This window comes from Candidatus Beckwithbacteria bacterium, assembly GCA_012797845.1.
Lineage (GTDB): Bacteria > Patescibacteriota > Microgenomatia > UBA1400 > UBA1449 > JAAZOH01.
Genome location: JAAZOH010000040.1, coordinates 13115 through 30760, shown reverse-complemented (window position 1 = coordinate 30760; position 17646 = coordinate 13115). Strand labels below are relative to the sequence as shown.

Annotated in this window: 20 protein-coding genes; 16 read left to right on the top strand and 4 right to left on the bottom strand. The window is 33.3% G+C overall.

The features are described 5' to 3' along the window. Positions 1-72: 72 nt before the first annotated feature. From GYA49_05270 to GYA49_05195, 16 genes are all read left to right on the top strand, one after another. Entirely contained in the window at positions 73-1203 is a 1131-nt protein-coding gene (locus GYA49_05270) for a hypothetical protein (protein NMC36424.1), read from the top strand. A 17-nt stretch (positions 1204-1220) separates the two neighbouring features. Next, on the top strand, positions 1221-2126 hold the full coding sequence (locus GYA49_05265; GenBank protein ID NMC36423.1) for an NAD-dependent epimerase/dehydratase family protein: 906 nt from the start codon (positions 1221-1223) through the stop codon (positions 2124-2126). Beyond that, positions 2123-2818 carry a glycosyltransferase family 2 protein gene (locus GYA49_05260; GenBank protein NMC36422.1) on the top strand — a complete coding sequence of 232 codons (696 nt, stop codon included), beginning with the start codon at positions 2123-2125 and terminating at the stop codon, positions 2816-2818. Before GYA49_05265 ends, GYA49_05260 begins: the two co-directional genes overlap by 4 nt. Positions 2819-2861: 43 nt before the next feature. Next, positions 2862-3206, top strand: a complete 345-nt coding sequence (locus tag GYA49_05255) for a DUF2304 domain-containing protein (protein ID NMC36421.1) — start codon at positions 2862-2864, stop codon at positions 3204-3206. Positions 3207-3314: 108 nt separating this feature from the next. Then, positions 3315-3602, top strand: coding sequence for an acylphosphatase (locus GYA49_05250; protein ID NMC36420.1), 288 nt, complete (start codon positions 3315-3317; stop codon positions 3600-3602). 3 nt (positions 3603-3605) lie between these two features. Then, positions 3606-3968, top strand: a complete 363-nt coding sequence (locus GYA49_05245; GenBank protein ID NMC36419.1) for an MGMT family protein — start codon at positions 3606-3608, stop codon at positions 3966-3968. Between the two features lie 4 nt (positions 3969-3972). Continuing rightward, positions 3973-4572 carry a uracil-DNA glycosylase gene (locus tag GYA49_05240; GenBank protein ID NMC36418.1) on the top strand — a complete coding sequence of 200 codons (600 nt, stop codon included), beginning with the start codon at positions 3973-3975 and terminating at the stop codon, positions 4570-4572. Positions 4573-4627: 55 nt separating this feature from the next. Continuing rightward, complete coding sequence (locus GYA49_05235; protein NMC36417.1) at positions 4628-5773, top strand: glycosyltransferase family 4 protein; 1146 nt, start codon at positions 4628-4630, stop codon at positions 5771-5773. Further along, positions 5758-6798, top strand: coding sequence for a glycosyltransferase family 4 protein (locus GYA49_05230; GenBank protein ID NMC36416.1), 1041 nt, complete (start codon positions 5758-5760; stop codon positions 6796-6798). Before GYA49_05235 ends, GYA49_05230 begins: the two co-directional genes overlap by 16 nt. Further along, on the top strand, positions 6795-7916 hold the full coding sequence (locus GYA49_05225) for a glycosyltransferase family 4 protein (GenBank protein ID NMC36415.1): 1122 nt from the start codon (positions 6795-6797) through the stop codon (positions 7914-7916). Before GYA49_05230 ends, GYA49_05225 begins: the two co-directional genes overlap by 4 nt. Beyond that, a complete protein-coding gene (locus tag GYA49_05220; protein ID NMC36414.1) occupies positions 7913-9010 on the top strand; it encodes a glycosyltransferase in 1098 nt (365 codons plus the stop codon). The genes GYA49_05225 and GYA49_05220 overlap by 4 nt, the downstream gene beginning before the upstream one ends. 134 nt (positions 9011-9144) lie before the next feature. Then, positions 9145-9789, top strand: coding sequence for a class I SAM-dependent methyltransferase (locus tag GYA49_05215; protein NMC36413.1), 645 nt, complete (start codon positions 9145-9147; stop codon positions 9787-9789). Between the two features lies 1 nt (position 9790). Further along, entirely contained in the window at positions 9791-10726 is a 936-nt protein-coding gene (locus GYA49_05210; protein ID NMC36412.1) for an NAD-dependent epimerase/dehydratase family protein, read from the top strand. Then, positions 10723-11862 (top strand): glycosyltransferase family 4 protein, encoded by a 1140-nt coding sequence (locus GYA49_05205; protein ID NMC36411.1) that lies wholly within the window; start codon positions 10723-10725, stop codon positions 11860-11862. Before GYA49_05210 ends, GYA49_05205 begins: the two co-directional genes overlap by 4 nt. Next, complete coding sequence (locus GYA49_05200) at positions 11844-12908, top strand: glycosyltransferase family 4 protein (protein NMC36410.1); 1065 nt, start codon at positions 11844-11846, stop codon at positions 12906-12908. The genes GYA49_05205 and GYA49_05200 overlap by 19 nt, the downstream gene beginning before the upstream one ends. A gap of 1 nt (position 12909) precedes the next feature. Continuing rightward, positions 12910-14103 carry a glycosyltransferase family 4 protein gene (locus GYA49_05195; GenBank protein NMC36409.1) on the top strand — a complete coding sequence of 398 codons (1194 nt, stop codon included), beginning with the start codon at positions 12910-12912 and terminating at the stop codon, positions 14101-14103. Here the strand turns inward: GYA49_05195 and GYA49_05190 are convergent. The 4 genes from GYA49_05190 to GYA49_05175 are packed head-to-tail and all read right to left on the bottom strand — an operon-like array spanning position 14092 to position 17644. Next, positions 14092-15048 carry a glycosyltransferase gene (locus GYA49_05190; GenBank protein ID NMC36408.1) on the bottom strand — a complete coding sequence of 319 codons (957 nt, stop codon included), beginning with the start codon at positions 15046-15048 and terminating at the stop codon, positions 14092-14094. The two genes, GYA49_05195 and GYA49_05190, sit on opposite strands and share 12 nt — an antisense overlap. Positions 15049-15051: 3 nt before the next feature. After that, positions 15052-15975, bottom strand: coding sequence for a hypothetical protein (locus tag GYA49_05185; protein ID NMC36407.1), 924 nt, complete (start codon positions 15973-15975; stop codon positions 15052-15054). A 2-nt stretch (positions 15976-15977) separates the two neighbouring features. Next, entirely contained in the window at positions 15978-16775 is a 798-nt protein-coding gene (locus GYA49_05180; protein NMC36406.1) for a class I SAM-dependent methyltransferase, read from the bottom strand. Next, a complete protein-coding gene (locus GYA49_05175) occupies positions 16772-17644 on the bottom strand; it encodes a hypothetical protein (protein NMC36405.1) in 873 nt (290 codons plus the stop codon). Before GYA49_05175 ends, GYA49_05180 begins: the two co-directional genes overlap by 4 nt. Between the last annotated feature and the right edge of the window lie 2 nt (positions 17645-17646).

Here is a 17646-nt window from a genome sequence, read left to right as displayed (position 1 = left end):
GTTAACAATTTTAAAATTATGATTTTGTGATGAGCTATTTGGTATATATGTTTTATAATAAGAAACACCAATATGAAGATCCCTTGGAAATTTATCTTAACTCATGTCTTGGTTTTACGAGCGCTGACTTTAGTGGCTGCAATTGTTGGGTTATACGCTTTGCCTTTTAAACCTAGTTTTCCCTACGCAGACGTAGCCTTGGAGCCATATGGTTCGTCGCTTTTCTGGTCATGGGCCAATTTTGATGGGGTACACTATTTACGGCTAGCTCAAGATGGCTATATTTACGGTCTGACCCAAGCTTTTTTCCCTCTTTATATGCTACTTATTAGATTGTTTTCTTATATTTTGGTCAATAAATTATTTGTCGCTCTACTCATTTCACATATTTGTTTTGTCTTGGCTTTAGGGATGTTTTACAAGCTACTGCGGCTTGATTATTCAAAAAAAATAGCCAAATGGAGTTTGGTATTTTTGATCTATTTCCCAACTAGTTTTTATTTCCTCAGTGCCTACACAGAATCATTATTTTTATTATTACTGTTAAGTTCATTTTATTTTTTAAGAACCAAAGATTATGCAAAGATGGGGATTGGCGGAATAGCAGTAACTTTGACTAGAATTACCGGCATTTTTATTGTGCCAGCTTTTTTCTATGAACTTTGGGAAAAGGTGAAAAGCAAATCTTTAAGCCAAAAATTGATTTTGGTCTGGACATTGGTTCCGAGCTTAGGACTTTTGGCTTATATGTACTTTTTACAAAGTAAATTTGGGGATGCCTTGCTCTTTGCCCATGTTCAAGAAGGCTTTGGAGCTGGTCGGGAAACAGATAAGTTTGTACTTTTGTACCAAGTGTTATGGCGCTATATTCGGATGATTTTTACGGTAGAAAAACACAGTTGGCTTTACTTTACGATTTGGTTGGAATTTTTGAGCAGCCTTAGTTTTATTGGCTTACTAATCTGGGGTTATATCAAAAAAATCAGGCTAAGCTATCTGATTTTTGCTAGTCTGTCTTTGCTTTTACCGACCCTAACTGGGACTTTTTCTTCAATGCCTCGTTATGTACTGATGCTTTTCCCTGGATTTATCGTCCTAGGTATGGTAAAAAACAAAGCAATAAAATATGGTCTTTTAGGACTTTTTGCAGTTTTGTTGCTGCTTTGTACAGCTTTATTTACCAGGGGATATTGGGTAGCGTAGTAAAGTAATAATATTGTATGAATAAAGTTTTAATTACTGGAGGGGCTGGTTTTATTGGCTCACATTTAGTCGAAGCCTATTTAGAAGCTGGTTTTGAGGTTGCGGTGGTTGATTTGAATGTGCCAGGAAAATTGCGCTCCAAAAAAGTTAAACAATATCGCTTAGATGTTTCCAGCCCAGAATTGGAAGTGGCCTTTGCTGATTTTAGGCCTCAAATTGTGAGTCATCATGCGGCCTTGATTCATGTGCCGCAGTCTTTGAAAATTCCCACCAAATATGCCAGCAATAATGTCTTAGGAACTCTTAACACTCTAGAACTTTGTAAAAAATTTAAAGTCGAACAATTCATTTTTGCCTCAACGGTAGCTGTCTACGGTGATCCTAAAAACTTTCCGATTAAAGAAAAAACTATCTGTCAACCTCTATCCTTTTATGGTTTGGACAAATATAGTGCTGAAGCTTATATTAAGCTTTATCAATGTAATTTTGCCACTACTGTTTTTCGTTACGCTAATGTCTATGGTCCAGCTCAGGATAGCTCTGGTGAAGGTGGAGTAGTAGCGATTTTTGCTCAAAATATAGCTGGTCGGAGACCTGTAACAATTTATGGTAATGGTAAACAAAGCCGCGATTTTGTATATGTTAAAGATGTAGCTAGAGCTAATGTTCTAGCAGCTCAAAAACAGGTTTCTGAGACAATGCATATTTCTACTTGCAAAGAAACTACTATTGCTGCATTGGCGGAGCTGATGCAAAAAGAAGCTAAGGTAGAAATAGCTATTACTAAAGCTCCCCGAAAAGAAGGAGATATTAATCGAAGTGTTTTAGCAAACAAAAAGGCCAAAAAACTGTTAGGCTGGCAACCAAACTACAATCTAAAAACAGGCCTACAGGAAACAATTGCCTTCTTTTCTAACGCATGAAAAAACCTTCTCTTTGTATTATTCTGCCTGCTTATAATGAAGCTCCTGTTATTGTCCAAGTTCTCAACAGTTTGAAAAAATATTGCCAAACGTTAAAGCAATATGTAATTGAAATTGTAGTGGTTAATGATGGCAGTAAAGACCAAACCGCTAAATTGGCTCAAAAAAGCCAAGTTACCGTTTTGTCGCATATCTTAAATAGGGGATTGGGAGCAGCTTTAGCTACCGGGCTTAGCTATGCCAAATTACACAATTTTGATATTGCTCTAACTATGGATAGTGATGGTCAGCATGATCCAAGAGATATTGAAAAAGCTATTAAACCAATTGTAAAAAACCAAGCTGATGTGGTGATTGGGACCAGGTATCATGATCTTAAGAAAGTTCCTATTGACCGTCAGTTTATTATGCATACTGGCAGTTTGCTGACTTGGCTGTTTTTTGGAGTGTGGACTACTGATTCCCAATCTGGTTTTAGAGTTTTTAGCAAAAAAGCCTTGCAAATAATTAGACTCAAAACTCAAGGGATGGAAGTTTCATCAGAGTTTTTTGCTGAGATTAAACGTCATAATTTAAAACTAAAAGAAGTTCCTATTAGAGTCATTTACACAAAGTATTCCAGAGCTAAAGGTCAGAGTAATCTAAATAGTGTTAATGTAGGGCTGAAGCTGCTTTTGCGTTTATTTCGTTAAATTAGTAAGATATGTTTGCTTATCTTAATAGTAAATTTGAACTATGAATTTTGATTTATTACCAGTCAAGCTAATTATCTTTACTATTTTATTATGGCCGATTTCCAGAGTTTGGTTGCGATTTAAAGATAATAGCGTCAAGTTTGGCACCTTTTTGTTTTGGACGGCCCTTTGGATAGCGGGAGTTTTTGCGATCTTTTTCCCGGGCTTTTTAAGTTTTGTGGCAGGTGTTTTAGGTATTGGTCGAGGTAGTGATATGGTTATGTATTTTGCTTTAATTGTAGCTTTTTATCTAATTTTCAGGTTGAGCGTGGCTTTAGAAAATTTACGCAGTGATGTAGCTCAATTAATCCGAGAAATTGCGCTACTCAATAAAAAAGGGAAATGACCAACTTCAAAAAACAATTTCATAGTTTGGCATATCGGACACCCCGTTGGTTTTTAAAACAAAGTCCTTTGCAAAATCTAAAACAAAAATTACAACCAAAAATAGTTCATGAAAAACAAAAAACATCTCAGGATAATTATCCAAGGTAGGGTTCAAGGAATTGGGTTTCGTTTTAGTGCGGTATCTTATGCTAAAAAACTAGGCCTAGCAGGAACTGTTTGTAATCAAAATGATGGTTCGGTTTTAATTGAAGTCGAAGGTGACCAAGATAGTTTAGAAACTTTTGTAGCCTGGTGTCACCAAGGACCAAGACTAGCAAAAATAAAGCAGGTAGAAGTTTTTGAAAATAAAATTCAGAATTACTCAGATTTTGAAATTATTAATTGCAATAGTTAAGTTATGAATGGTCGAGATCGAACATATCAAGTGGTTTCTCAAATTCCTAAAGGTAAAGTCTTAACTTATAAAATGGTGGCTCATTGGGCAGGGGTAACCAATCCTCGTTTGGTTGGTAATTATATGCACAATAATGAAGATCCTGTTAATGTTCCTTGCCATCGGGTAGTAAATAGTCAGGGCAAGTGTGCTCAAACCTATGCTTTTGGAGGTCTAAAAGTTCAGCAAGAAAAACTGGAAGCTGAAGGAGTTGTTTTTAAAAAAGACAAGATTGATTTAGGAGAATTTTTATGGTGGCCTAGTAAAGAAGTACAAAAAAGATGGGAAAAAGAATTTGGAAAAGATTACATTACAAGTTATAAATAAAAGTATGACTAGTTCTAAAACCCAGCAGCTCAAGCAAATTCGTGATGAAGTTTGGCAGCTGAAAGAGTCACCACTTTACGAATACCGGACTAAAAATAAATATTACCCGGTTTTAGGGGAAGGTAGCCATGATGCCAAAATCATGTTTATTGGTGAGGCGCCTGGGGAAAATGAGGCCAAACAAGGTCGGCCTTTTTGTGGCGCAGCTGGTCGGGTTTTAGATGAGCTATGTGCCTCTATTGATTTAAGCCGCAAAGATGTTTATGTGACTAATATTGTTAAAGATCGACCTCCAGGAAACCGTGACCCAAACCCAGCGGAAATTGCTATTTATGCACCTTTTTTAGACAAACAAATTAGTATCATTCAGCCTGATGTAATTGCGACTTTAGGTCGTTTTTCTATGGTCTATATTATGGAAAAATTCGGATTAGGAAATAGAGTCAGCGGCATTAGCGCTATGCACGGAAAAGCTTATGAAGCTTGGGCTGATTATGGGGTTGTCAATATTGTGCCACTGTATCATCCGGCTGTGGCTTTATACAGAGCTTCACAAAAAGAAGAATTACTTAAAAACTTTCAGGTTTTAAAAGAATACTTATAAGTAGTTTATTTTAAATAACGCCTCAAAAATTACTGCTTCATTGTATACTAGATCAATGCACATCCTTTTTATAAGCGAATTTTTTCCTAGCCTTACCAAGCCTATTTTTTCTGGTGGAGTGGAAGCTCGAAGCTACTACATAGCTACCAATTTAGCTAAAAAACATACTGTCATAGTTTTAGCCAGGAAAAAAAGTGGTGAATTAGCACTAGAACAAAATGGCAATATAACTATAAAACGGTTTGGTTCAGAAATTTCTGACACCAAAGCCTCAATAACTTCACTTTTTTCCAGACTTTGCTATGTTTTTTGGGTGGTTTGGCAAGGCTTTGATTTAAAACAAATTGATATTATTGAAGCTGCCAATTTTGTGACCTATATTCCGGCATCATTGCTGGGTATTATAAAAAAGGTTCCAACCTTAGCTTTTTATCCTGATGTTTTATTGGGAGTTTGGCAAAAACAGTTTGGTTTTTTCTTAGGGTTAATTGGGGAAATTAGCGAGAGGATTTCACTACTATTACCATGGACTCGCTTTATTGTGACAGATGTTTCGGTTTTGAAAAAACTTGAAAAGGCTGGAATAGTTAAAAACAAAATTGCCCTTATTCCCTGCGGAGTTGATATTTCTAAGATAAGGCCTTACTGTCAAGTCAAAAAAGATAAGAAATTATTGCTAGTAGTAAGTCGCTTAACTGCATATAAGCGGGTTGATTGGGCTATTAAATTGATGAGCAAAATCTCTGACCAGCAGGTAAAACTGGGAATTATTGGTTCTGGTCCTCAGGAAAATACACTCAAGCAAATGGTTAAGCGTATGAAATTAACTAATCGAGTTTGGTTTAAAAAAAACTTGGATCAGAAAACTTTATATACAACTATGGCTAAAGCCCAATTGCTAATTCACCCTTCGCTCATTGAAGGTTTTGGTATTGTGCTGGTCGAAGCAGCGGCTTTAGGGGCTCCAGCTTTGGTTGCAGATATTCCTACTTCTCAAACATTTGTCAAAACATTAGGCTCAGTTGAGCTTTTTGAAAAAGATAATTTTGCAGATTTTATTAGCAAAGCCCAAAGTTTGCTAAAAAATCAAGAAAAGATTAGGCAGCTGCGAGATAATGGTTTAAAAAAGGTTGCTGTGTATAATTGGGAAAAGATTGCAAATGAAACAGAAAACTTATATCAACTATGCCTAAAAAAATAAAAATTGCCATGCTGGTTGATTGCTATGGAGGTAGTTTTATTGGTGGTGGCCAAATCCATACTAAATATCTGACTCAAGAACTGCAAAAACAAGGCTGTGAAGTAATTATTTTTTCTCAAAAAAATGATAGTTTATGGCAACGATTTTGGTGGTCAGTTTGGGCGGTACCGGTTCTTTTTCTAAAAATTAAAGATTTTAATATTATTCATGCTCAAGGTCATAGTATGGGGCCACCAGCCTGGATTTTGGCCAAACTTTGGAAAAAACCAGTAGTCTTGACTGTGCATGGCTCCCATCTTTTAGATCTTAAACAAAAAGGTTTACAGGCTTGGCTTGAGAAACTGTTTTTACTCTATATTCCTTATGACTTGATTATTACTGTTAGCCCTAATTTTTTAGATTATAAAAATTTAAGTAAAAAAACAGTAGTTATTTCCAACGGTGTAGTTGTAAAAGAAAACATAAGCAAAATAGCTGATTCTGGCAAAATAAAATTATTATTTGTAGGAAGATTAGTTGAGCAAAAAGGAGTAGTTTATTTAATTAAAGCCTTAGACCAACTTAGTAAAAAATTTGACAATTGGGAATTAGAAATCGTAGGTGAAGGTCCAGAGATGGAAAAAGCAAAGCATTTAGTTCAATCGTATCAACTAGATTCTAAAATAAAGTTTTTAGGTAGAATAATAGGTGAAAAATTAAGTGAAATTTATCAAAAAGCTCAGGTTTTTGTCTTGCCTTCACTAGCTGAAGGCCAGCCAATTACTTTGCTTGAGGCTTGGTCGCACAAACTAGTGGCCGTAGTTAGTCGAGTGGGAGCAAATCCTAGTATGATAAAACATGGTCAAAATGGTTTATTGATTAAAGCTAAAAACAGCAGCGATCTGGCAGAAAAATTAACCTGGCTACTAACTCATAATCAGAAAATCAAAGAAATAGGTCAAGCTGGATATGAGCAAGTATCTAAGTATTATCAATGGCCACAAATTGCTGAAAAAACATTAGCAGAATATAAAAAGCTGGTATGAAAATTCTCCATATTATTACTCATTACTATCCTCACGTTTATGGAGCCGAAAACTTTGCCATGCATTTGGCGCAGCATCAAGCAAAGCAAGGACATGAGGTTTATGTAGTAACCGGAAGATGGCAAGATAGTTGGCCCAGTGAAGAAACTCTTCATAAGGTGAAAATATATCGAGTAGAAGTCAATAAAACCCGTTATATTCAGACCATTTTGAGTATTTGGCCATTAACCAGAAAAGCTCGACAAATTATCCAAAGCAAAAATATTGAAGTGATCCACTCACATATTTATCCCGGCATGTTAGTGGGAGCAAAGCTTAAAAAAGAATTTGCATTACCTTGGCTAGCAACTATTCAAGGTGGTGATATTGGTGATTACAAAGAATCATTTGGGCCACTTGGCACTACCTTTAAAAAAATTATTGGCAAAGCTTTGCAAAAAGCTGATTTAGTTCATGCCGTTAGTTCTTATTTAAAAAAAGAATTGGTAAAAATGGAATTAGATAACAAAAAAATTACAGTAGTTCCTAATGGTGTTGATGTTAACAAGTTCACAACCCAAAACCCAAAACCCAAAAATAATAACAAAATAAAACTAGTAACAAGCTCCAGGCTTGAGACGAAAAATAATTTGACTCAACTAGTCAAGGTGGTTTCTGATCTTACGCATAAAGATTATGATATAACTTTAGATATCTATGGTACTGGTAGTTTAGAACAAGCATTAAAGACTGAAATTAAAACTCTAAGATTAGAAAAAATCGTGAAGCTTAAGGGGTATGTAAAACAAAGTAAGTTAAGTATAGTTTTACCAAACTATGATGTGTTTGTAAGGCTTTCAACCCAGGAAGGTTTTGGAATTTCTTTTATTGAAGCCATGGCTTGTGGACTTCTTACTATTGGCACACCAGTCGGAGGAATTACTGATATTATTACTGATAGGGAAAATGCTTATCTTATTGATCTTAATAAAAATATTTCCAAGCAATTCATAAGTATTATTAAAGATCGTAAAAACTGGCCGGCTATCAGCCGTAACGGCCGCAACACAGTTACAGAAAAATTTGCCTGGTCAAAAGTTTTAACTCAAATGGATCAACTATATAAAAAGATCATATGAAGCTTCTGATTATTACTCCTATTTTCCCACCTGATATAGGTGGGCCAGCTACCTATGTGAGTAATTTGCTTATTAATCTACCTAAAAACGTAGATGCTAAAGTTATCACCTTTGCTAAAAATGCAAAACAAGAGAGGAACATATTTGCTATTTCTTACAAACAATCTTTTTTGCAGCGGCAACAACAGCTTTTTAAAGCAATTTGGCAGGAAACTAATTGGGCAGACAGGATTTATATACAAGGCACTCTGACTATTGGACTTAGTGCTGCATTAGTTTGTCTTTTTAAACATAAAACCTATTTTGTAAAGTATGTGGGTGATGAAGCTTGGGAAGCTTATCAGAGTAATGGAGGATCATTAACCCTGGAAGAATTTTTAGCAGCAAAACCAGGTTTAGCTAATAGAATAAAAATTTATTTACAAAAACAAATTTTACATCACGCTCAAAAAGTCATAGTTCCTGGCAGTTATTTGCAGCTAGTTTTACAAAAACAATATGGTCTGAAAAATGTGATCAGTATTCCCAATGCTATTACTTATAACCCTATCAAAACCTCCAAAAAACCTAATTCAATTATTTTTGTAGGTAGACTTGTACCCTGGAAACAGGTGGATATAATAATTAAATCATTAGTAACTTTAACTAAAAAAACTCAGAAAAATTGGCAACTGACTATTGTTGGTGAGGGCAGCGAAAGACAGAAGCTGGAGACTTTAGTCAAAAAATTTAATCTTGAAAAACAAGTTTTATTTACTGGCAATTTAGATAAGCAAGAAACTTTTAAAAAAATTAGTCAGTCACAATATCTGGTTTTGTACTCAACTTATGAAGGTTTATCTCACACTTTGCTGGAAGCTATGGCAGCTAAAACTAAAATTATAGCTAGTGATATTAAAGCCAATAGTGATGTGCTAGAAAATGGGAAACTGGGAACTTTGCATAGCTTAACTAAGGCAGATAGTTTGTGGCAAGCATTTATAAAACCTTATGGTTCAGGTAAACTTGAAAAAGCTTTTGAAAAAATTAACCATGAATATTCCTGGCAGAATCATATTAAAAAAATAGATAGCGTATTGAAATTATATGATTAAGAAAAAATTATTAAAAATTTTAGTTTGTCCTGATTGTCGGGAAAAAATCACTATACATAAAAATACGTATTGTTGTGAAAGTTGTGGTCGTGTCTTTGAGATTACTCACAACACAATTCATATGTTGCCGAACTATGTTGACAAAAAATAACCCAAGTTATGACTTTTTTAAAGATGAGCTTGAAAAAATAGCTAAGCTAGATTTAGTTTTAGACTTAGGAACTTCAAGTCGTTTTGCTAAAGAACTTGCTGATTTTAAGTCTTATTTTAAAGATAACTACTTTGCTTTGGGATATGATCCAAAAATTTGCGAATCTGATTCTGATTGTGATATTGATGGAGATATTACTAAGTTACCAATTAAAAACACCTGTGTAGATGGAATTATTTGCCTGGAAGTTTTAGAGCATGTAGTAAATCCGTTTAAAGCGGTTGATGAAATGTATCGGATTTTAAAGCCAAAAGGTCAAATTTTGCTATCAGTGCCTTTTCTAGCTCCCTATCATGGTAAAAGTTTGGCAAAGCAGAATTTTTCTCATGATTCATATCCTGATTTTTGGCGCTTTACTCACCAAGGTTTAGAGCAGCTTTTTCATAAATTTAAAAAAGTTAAAATCATCCCTGTAACTAATACCTTAGCTTATTTTGTGTATGATGTTTTTCCTGGAAGTATAATTCCTATATTAAATTCAAAACTCATGCAATCTCTGGTTAATAAACTCATGAAAAAACAAGTGCCTTGTTCAACTCGCAGGCATATAGTTGTAGCCCAAAAATAATATGAAAAAACAACGATGTGTTATCTTCGGCGGCGGTGGTTTTATCGGCAATAATTTGTTAGCTGATATTGGCAAAAGCGAGAAAAAACTAGTTGTAGTTGGAATTTCTAAGCAAGGACCAAATAACTCAAATTGCCAGTATATTCAATTAAAAAAAATTGAAGATTTAGAAAATATTATTGAAAAAGATGATGAAGTAATTAATTTGAGCTACGCTACTGTCCCTAAAACCAGTTTTGAAAATCCGATTGATGATGTTGAAAAAAACCTTCCTTTTGCAGTCAAGCTTTTTTCAGTTTGTGCGGCTAAGAAAATTAAAAAAATAATTCACCTGTCTTCAGGTGGGGCAGTATATGGGGAGCAAAAACACTTTCCTATTATCGAACAAACAGTTTGTAGGCCAATTTCTCCATATGGTATTTCCAAACAAACTATTGATAGTTATGCCCATTTTTTTTACCAGCTTTACCAATTACCAGTGGTAGTATTACGACCCAGTAATGCGTATGGTCCAGGCCAAATAGCTTATAAAGGCCAAGGATTGATAGCAACTGTTATGGCTTCTATTTTAGATAAAAAAGAGATTACTATTCATGGTCAAAAAAACATTCGAGACTATGTTTTTATTGAAGATATCGTCAGAGCAATTATTGCAGGTCTAAAAAAGGGAAAAATAGGAAAAATATACAATATTGGTACTGGTCAAGGTGCTTCAAATCAGATAATCGTTGAAAAAATTAAAGCATTAGCAATTAGAGATGGCTTTTCTTTGCCAAAGATTAATATCATTTTACCCAGACCCTTTGATGTTTCTAAGAATATTTTAAGTTATCGAAGATTTTTAAAAGATACAGATTGGAGACCGGAAATAAATTTGGATGAAGGCCTGCAAAAAACTTGGACTTGGTTTTTAAAAAATTATCATCCCAAATCATGAATATTGTAATGCTTAGTCTTGATCAGGCCTTACTTTGCACGCAAGGGGAAGGTGATAGTTTAGTCAGATTTCAGGCATATGCTAAAAATTGTAAACGCTTTCAAATTATAGTGCCTACTACTCAAAAAGCTTATAGAAAACGGCATGGTTTAGTTGCTATTATTCCGGCTTATGGTGCAAATAAACTTTTTGCATATTTAAAAACCTTTTATCTAACGGCCATTTTTTGTTTACAAAAACAAGCTGATATTGTGGTTACTAATGATGCAGTTTTAGGTAGTATAGCTTTGCTGGCTTCAGCCTTCTCAGCTACCAAAGTGCAAATTAATATTTTCGGACTTAATTTTTTATACAAAAAGCAAAAAGATTTGAGTCTTTATGACAAAATTTTAAAACAAATCCAGATTTGGGCTTTAACCCATGCAAACAGTATTCGAACCGACACTTCATTTGAACGTGACTATTTAATTGAAAAACTTCATATTTTATCCGAGAAAGTATTTGTTTTACCGGTAGTGCCTAACCAGCAAACTATGCATACTTTAATTAGCCAAAAAAGCAATCAAAAATTCAGAAAAAATTTATTGCAAGGAAAAGAGTTTTTGGTCTTAGCGGTTGGCCGACTAGTGCCGGAAAAGGATTTTTCCCTACTACTTTTAGCCCTTGCTCAAGTTATAGGAAAAATTCCTAAAACCAAGTTGCTTCTTGTTGGTGATGGTCCTTTAAAAAAACAGTTAGAAATTGAAATTAAAAAACTTAATTTAAAACAAAATATTCAACTATTGGGATCATTATCACATAGCAAATTACTTGAGCTTTTTGCCAATGTTGATCTTTTTGTTTTATCTTCATATAAAGAGGGGTTGCCAAGAGTTTTGATGTATGCGGGACTTTCCAGTCTACCTATCGTAACAACCGATATTCCCGGAGCTTATGATCTTTTTGACCATCAAAAAAGCGCTTTAATTGTTGAAAAAAGAAATAAAGATCAATTAGCCAAAGCTATTATAAAAATATTACAAGATCAAAAATTAGCTTTAAAATTAGGGCAAGCAGCTAAAAAAGAAACACTTAAAAAATTAGACTTTGAAAAAACTGTAAATACAATAATTTCATCATGGCAAAACCTAAAATAGCTATTATTTTTCCAGAATATAATCCAGACGGTCATACTCATTTTCCATACTGGTATAAAGTATTTGCCCTCGCTAGCAAAAAATTGGACCTGTTTATTTTATTTGAATCTGGAAAAAAACAAGCCAAAATTGCCAATGCCAAATCTAAAATTCAAAATTGGCAAAATAAACCAATCAATTTATTAGAACGATTGTATTACCTAGTTTCTTTGCGCTTACAAGGTTATAAAGTTTTTTATGTGCACTATTCTTTATTTGGGTTTTTATTAGCTAGGCTTGTAACTTGGATTTTGGGCGGCAAAGTTTATCTTTGGGATTGTGAGTATTACAGCCAGAAACCAAGTAACGTATTTCTAATTTGGGCTATCAAAACCTGCGATAGCTTGGTTACTGGTCATGAAAAAATTGCCAAACAATACAGGAAAATTCTTGAGCTAAAAAATAAAGATATAAAAATAGTTCCAAATTGGGTGGAAGAAAAACCAGAGACTAAAAAACTACAAACTAATAAACTAAGAAACATTCTTTTTGTGCATCATCTAAGTCCCAGAAAAGGTTCGAGATTACTCCCGGAAATTATTAATAAAGTTTTGGCTCAAAGTAAAAAAACTAAATTTACTATAGTTGGTGATGGTCCAGACAAAGCTTGGCTCAAGCAAAAATTAGCTCCATATATTGAAAATGGCCAAGTTATCATAAAAGGCAACTTACCTAGATCTCAGGTTAACCATGAATTTGAAAAAGCAGATTTACTGATTATGCCGTCACTTTCTGAAGGATTTCCGAGAGTTATTTTAGAAGCCCAATCTTTCGGCTTACCTTATGTAGCTTTTGATGTGGGTTGTGTTGCCGAAATTAGTCCGATGGCTGAAAGCAAATATATTATTGACAACAAAAATATAAAACTTTTTTATCAAAAAATAATAAATTTTCTTGATAATCAAAAAAAAGAGACTCAAAAACTTGAACCAATATTGAAAAAGCAATCAAAACAATACTCTCTAAAACTAGCTGTGAAAAATTTTGTAAACATATTTAAAGATTAAGATGTCTAAAAAAACAAGCTTTGCTTTTGTCCATAATCAACGAATGCCCAATGAATTTGCATTTGGGATTTATGTAGTTAAGAGTTGTGAAGCTGCTACCCGAAATGGCTATCAAACCTTTTTGATTCATCCCGACATCAAACCTCATAAAGAATTTTTGTATACCAATTTATGGGATTATTATCAAATCAAAAGCAATTATTTCAAACAGATTAAGTTATCGGTTTATCAGCTGGAAAATATCCCTCAAATTTTTAGCTTTATTACTAAAAGACTGCAATGGCAAGTTCGAACCTGGAGTTTTGTAATAAAAGCTATAAAAATATTAAAAAAAGAGCAGATTGAAGTTATACAAACTGTCAGTAGAGAACTTATTTTCTTGCTTCGTTTTAGTAAATCATATCAGCCAACAGTAATTTATGATGTTCATGTGGAGCCAAGGGTTTGGTATGAAAAATTGCTTGATTATCTTATGTTGCCAAGAGTCGATAGTTTTGTAGTTAATACTAATTTTTACAAAAATTATTACCATAATAAAGTTAAAAAAGATAAGAAATTTACTTATCTTCCCATGGGGTTTGATCCTAATATCTTTAAACCCATACCAAAGCAAAAAGTAAGACAAAAACTAAGTATCCCTTCACATCGTTTTATAATTGGCTTTATTGGTCGTTTTGAGATATTAGGTTGCGAAAAAGGTTTAGAAGAGATGATTAGAGTCGTATCAATCTTAAAACACCAAATCCCTATTTCAGTCTTTTTAATCGGTGGGCCGGAAAAATATAAAAAATATTACCAAAATTTAGCTAAAAAACTTAAGTTAAACAAAGATGAGGCTATTATCCGATCAAGTGTAAAACCCAGTGAAGTACCTATTTACATTGCTACTTTTGACATAGCCTGCATGCTTTATCCCGATACGCATCATTTTAGAGATAAAATGTCGCCTCAAAAAGCTATTGAATACATGGCGATGGATCGGCCAATTTTAGCAAGTGATTTGCCATCTATTAGACAAATTTTATCATCAGAATTAGCTTATTTAGTCAAACCAGGAGATCAAAAAAAACTTGAAGCAATGATTTTGAAAATATATCAGCATTATAATCAGGCGATTGAAAAAGCTAAAAAAGCCAGAAAACAGGTGCAAAATTTTACCTGGGAGAAGCGTCAAAAAATAATTTTAGAAAACTAGTTGTCTTTTGATTTTCAAAAGAGATTTAGTAATAAAACGAGGTGTTACAACTAATATAGCAGCTAAAAAAGTTAGAAAAAAAGTTTTAGTATTGGCTTTACTTTTTTTTATTCCCTTAAATCCCAGGTCAAGAGCGTGCTTATAAGAACTATAAACTAAGAGATCAAATAACAGGATATTTAGCTCCTTTGTAAAATCTTGGCGAGTAATCTTAGCCTTGATTTTATCGTCAAGTCTTTTTATTTCAGCCTTTTTGTCACTTGATTGTTGTTTTAAAAAACTACGTCTAACATCAAGCTTGCGTTTATATTGTTTTTGAACAAATTCAAGGGAAGGAATAAGTCTCCAAGAATAAAGAGTTTTTGGAAGATTAGCTACTTTATAGGCCTTGCTTATTCTCAACCAAAGCTCGTAATCTTCAGCTAAAAGATTAGTTTGATAAAAACCAACTTTTTTCAGACATTTTTTTCTTATCATGACTGAACCATGAGCAAATTGATTGCTAGTTTTTAGACTAGTTACAATTTGCTTGTAGTCTGTTGGAGTTTGGCAAATTGTTATTGTTTTTCCGGAATGATCAATCATTTTAAACCAGGTGCCGAGAAGTGCCAGTTGTTTATCTTCTTCCATTTTTTTTACTTGCAGTTCAAATCTTTTAGAGTCAGAAATATCATCTGCATCCATGCGGGCGATGTAGATACCTTTAGCTAGGTGAAGCCCTTTATTTAATGATTTAGCTAAACCAAGTTGTGAAGGATTTTTCAAATATATAATTCGAGAATCATGAAATGATTTAATTATTTGGGAAGTTTTATCATTTGAACAATCATCAATAATAATAAATTCAAAATTGGTAAAAGTTTGTGACAAAATACTTTCAATAGCTTCTTTAATATAATCTTGTGCATTAAAGGCTGGCATGATGACTGAGACAATAGGAGTCATATTTTAGCTTTGCATAGCTTGAGCAATCGTTAATAAACGGTTAAGATAAGTGTGTTTAGTTTTTACAATTTCTTGTTGTCTTTTTATAATTTCTTGGTATTTTGATTTAGATAGACTTAGAGCATTTTCTACCAGTTCTTCAATATTTTTCCCTTCGACATGACTACCTTTAAAAATTTCCTGATATTTTTTAACATTAGAAAAACCCATTTGGCCATAGGAAATATTTTTCCACATCCGGCAATTTAAGTAGTTATGTTCAACTTGCCAAGCTCCAGAAATAGCTGGTGCTAATCTGGAAATTCTAATCAGCAAAGTATTTAAATTATTAGAAACACCTTTGATTGGTAAAAATAGTAAGCCATTTTTTTGCAATACTTTTTTTAGTATAGCGATCTCTTTTAAATTACCTTGATTTTGCTTATTGTTCCAAACCGAACCAATCCAAAAAACTAATTTATGTAAGCTCGAAACAGAAACTGGATTTACAAATTCTTGAGGAAGGAGATTAGTTGCCCAGGGTTGGTATAAAGTTCTAGTTTTATTATTAAAATAAGTTACCTCATTCCATTTCTTAGCAACTTGCTCAACTCCTTGAATATAAACTTGTAAGCAAATTTGGTTTTTAGCATTAATTTTTTTATGAAAATTTTCTTCAAAATTATGTAAACAATAATAGGCATTGTTTACAATTGGCAAGTTTTTGGCGGCAAAGCCAACGGAAATCACTAGATCATTACTTTTTACAATTGATTGATTTTTTTGTTCGTCTTCAAGCCAAAGTGAGGGGATATAACATTTTTGCAAGGTAGTGTAAAAATGTTCATGAATATAGCGGTGATTTGATTTTTTGTTTCTCAATCCCCAAATAATAACTTTTCGATATGGCTTTAAAGCTTTTTGTAAGGTTTGAATTTGCTTTAACATACTCAGTTTTTTTTATAAAAATGGAAATAGGCAATATAACTATTCCACTTTGGGGAATACACAAGTTTGTCTACAGGTAAATCAGAATTTTTTATATCATAATTTTTTGCATAAAAATAAGGAGATAATAATTTTATAAAATGCTGAGGTGTCAAAAATGTACTTGCCTTTTTAAGTTTTAGATTATTTTCACCAGCTGGTAGTTTATTGATTGTTTTTTCCAGAATAGCCCAAGGAGCTGATTTTAGATGATCATATGTTATGTCTAAAGTTACAACAAAATGTCCATTCGATTTTAAAACCCGAGCAGTTTCCTTGACAGTTTTTTTAAAAGCTGCAATCGGAAAGTGTTCTAAGGCTGAAATTGCAACGACAATATCAATACTATTATCTTTGTGGTCCAACTTTTCGGCTGATTGGCAAACAAGTTTACAGCGGTTTGATAAGGCAGTAATCGATTTTAATCTAGGGTCAGGATCATAAGCTGTTAAAAAACAACCTGATTTAAGATAGAATTTGTAAAAACTATACTGAGATAGAAGCCCTAGGCCAATGTCAATGATTTTTTTATTTTTAACACCAAGTTTGTTGAGTAAATATTCTGCATAATAATATTCCCATTTTCGGCTGCCCCAGTTAGCAGCTTGATATTTGCGAGAATAAAAATCATTTTTAGAAAAGAAACCAATTTCACCATAGCTTGGAGCACTGCATATCTTTCGAAGATGCATGGGCAAATCTGTTCTAGTCTTATAAAGAGTAGATGAAACAAATTCTATAAATTTAAAATCTTTGTTCATAGTTTTAATAAAGTTCCAAATTGATAATCATACTTTTGAGGCCTAAATGTGCCAAAGCCATTTTCTGGATAAAAAGTCATTTCTCCAAATATGATACTGTTTTCATGTTCGTACAGATCTATGCGTACAAATGGAAAATCTTTTGATAACTTTTGAGCAACTGTAATCATCTCAGTTAGTTTTTTAGGCTTTTTAATGTCTTTATTGCTGTTTGGATATATTAGCCTGATTGTTAGTTTTTCCCATCTTAAATTATAGAAGTTTCTTTTGTGAGAGCCAAATCGGTCAAGATCAACCTGAATATAATAAGGCTTACCATGAAAGCAGAAAAATTTATAATCTGGTAAATTTGGCCCCAAATATTTCTCGCATATAATTTGGGGTGGAATATTTTTATAGCACCATTCCCGGCCAAGTTTAAAGTAATTTTGTTTTAACCAGGACTTGAGTGTTTTGATAGTTTCCCCCCAATCGAGTTGATCTTTATTTGAGCAAATTATATTCCAACTAGAGCCATGTGTGGCTTTTAATACAAACTGGCTTGGTAATGTGCTGGGATTGATTTCTAAAACACTACTATAAACTCCAAGACAAGTATTAAGGTACTTTGCTCCGATTCTTTTTTTGACGAAACTTCTAACTGTATATTTATCTGCCAACCTTGTTAAGATCGGTTTTCGGTAATGTAGTTTTAGATATTGAATTTTTTCATTGAAAGTTTTTGGTTTTCTGAGGTTTAAATCATAGCCAAATGTTTTTTTAAACCTTCTTTTAGCGTAATTATAATCATTTGCTAAATAGTTGATATATTGATCAAAATCAGATAGTTTTCTAATTTCATAAATAGTTTTAGCAAAGGGATAAAACATAA

Bases quoted from the DNA above. Each gene is read 5' to 3' on its own strand.
- GYA49_05225 (NMC36415.1), top strand. From the start codon at position 6,795: ATGAAAATTCTCCATATTATTACTCATTACTATCCTCACGTTTATGGA.
- GYA49_05245 (NMC36419.1), top strand. From the start codon at position 3,606: ATGAATGGTCGAGATCGAACATATCAAGTGGTTTCTCAAATTCCTAAA.
- GYA49_05195 (NMC36409.1), top strand. From the start codon at position 12,910: ATGTCTAAAAAAACAAGCTTTGCTTTTGTCCATAATCAACGAATGCCC.
- GYA49_05235 (NMC36417.1), top strand. From the start codon at position 4,628: ATGCACATCCTTTTTATAAGCGAATTTTTTCCTAGCCTTACCAAGCCT.
- GYA49_05240 (NMC36418.1), top strand. From the start codon at position 3,973: ATGACTAGTTCTAAAACCCAGCAGCTCAAGCAAATTCGTGATGAAGTT.
- GYA49_05215 (NMC36413.1), top strand. From the start codon at position 9,145: ATGTTGACAAAAAATAACCCAAGTTATGACTTTTTTAAAGATGAGCTT.
- GYA49_05255 (NMC36421.1), top strand. From the start codon at position 2,862: ATGAATTTTGATTTATTACCAGTCAAGCTAATTATCTTTACTATTTTA.
- GYA49_05180 (NMC36406.1), bottom strand. From the start codon at position 16,775: ATGAACAAAGATTTTAAATTTATAGAATTTGTTTCATCTACTCTTTAT.
- GYA49_05175 (NMC36405.1), bottom strand. From the start codon at position 17,644: ATGTTTTATCCCTTTGCTAAAACTATTTATGAAATTAGAAAACTATCT.
- GYA49_05250 (NMC36420.1), top strand. From the start codon at position 3,315: ATGAAAAACAAAAAACATCTCAGGATAATTATCCAAGGTAGGGTTCAA.
- GYA49_05210 (NMC36412.1), top strand. From the start codon at position 9,791: ATGAAAAAACAACGATGTGTTATCTTCGGCGGCGGTGGTTTTATCGGC.
- GYA49_05265 (NMC36423.1), top strand. From the start codon at position 1,221: ATGAATAAAGTTTTAATTACTGGAGGGGCTGGTTTTATTGGCTCACAT.
- GYA49_05230 (NMC36416.1), top strand. From the start codon at position 5,758: ATGCCTAAAAAAATAAAAATTGCCATGCTGGTTGATTGCTATGGAGGT.
- GYA49_05260 (NMC36422.1), top strand. From the start codon at position 2,123: ATGAAAAAACCTTCTCTTTGTATTATTCTGCCTGCTTATAATGAAGCT.
- GYA49_05220 (NMC36414.1), top strand. From the start codon at position 7,913: ATGAAGCTTCTGATTATTACTCCTATTTTCCCACCTGATATAGGTGGG.
- GYA49_05190 (NMC36408.1), bottom strand. From the start codon at position 15,048: ATGACTCCTATTGTCTCAGTCATCATGCCAGCCTTTAATGCACAAGAT.
- GYA49_05205 (NMC36411.1), top strand. From the start codon at position 10,723: ATGAATATTGTAATGCTTAGTCTTGATCAGGCCTTACTTTGCACGCAA.
- GYA49_05200 (NMC36410.1), top strand. From the start codon at position 11,844: ATGGCAAAACCTAAAATAGCTATTATTTTTCCAGAATATAATCCAGAC.
- GYA49_05270 (NMC36424.1), top strand. From the start codon at position 73: ATGAAGATCCCTTGGAAATTTATCTTAACTCATGTCTTGGTTTTACGA.
- GYA49_05185 (NMC36407.1), bottom strand. From the start codon at position 15,975: ATGTTAAAGCAAATTCAAACCTTACAAAAAGCTTTAAAGCCATATCGA.